Annotated in this window: 1 pseudogene; it reads right to left on the reverse strand. The window is 43.1% G+C overall.

Annotation, left to right across the window (positions count from 1 at the left end):
* Positions 1–632: pseudogene (locus ACFINE_RS09910) on the reverse strand (filamentous hemagglutinin); the annotation flags it as partial.
* Positions 633–686: the final 54 nt, after the last annotated feature.

Here is a 686-nt window from a genome sequence, read left to right on the forward strand (position 1 = left end):
GAATTGGTCAAACCCCAAAAGTTATTTTCCATAAACTTCTGATAGCCCGCGACTAGAAGTTCTGAGATAGCAGAATCAGCTTCTGGGAACACAACAAAATAAAGCGGTTCATTTTTATTCTCCGCATGTTGCTCTGCATAAACAGCAGCTTCATAGGGTGGCGTAAAGATGCCATTAAAGGACACATGCACTTTGCCATCAGAGCCAGCTTGTAAATACTGCTCATCTTCAGCATTTAAAAAGTGATACAGAGTGATATATTCTCCATCGCTGTCTTTTATATACTCTCCATTTTCATCGGTTAAATAGAGTACTTTGCCATTTTCATCATGCGCAATCTCACCTACTGGATGCTCTTTAACATTTGCGACTTCGCGCACTTTGTCCCAGTATCCCAATCCTTCATCCGATAAATCATTGATCATATCTACGCGATTATGTACTACCCCCTCAAGCGATGCGACATCTAGCTGTTCTACTGCTTGGTGGGCTGTAGCGGTGTTGCAGTTGAGTGCATCAATGATTTGTCCAGCATCTTGCCCCATTGCCCTCTGTCCAGTTGTATCAGTAAGGATGATAGTCCCATCGCTGATAGCAGATTTGGTTTCCCCTTCTACTCCATCATGCGCTTTTTAGAGGCTACATCATTGTGCTTTTTAGGGGCTACATCATGGCGCTTTTTAGGG

It is taken from the genome of Bartonella sp. AA97HXZ, assembly GCF_042196985.1.
Classification (GTDB): domain Bacteria; phylum Pseudomonadota; class Alphaproteobacteria; order Rhizobiales; family Rhizobiaceae; genus Bartonella.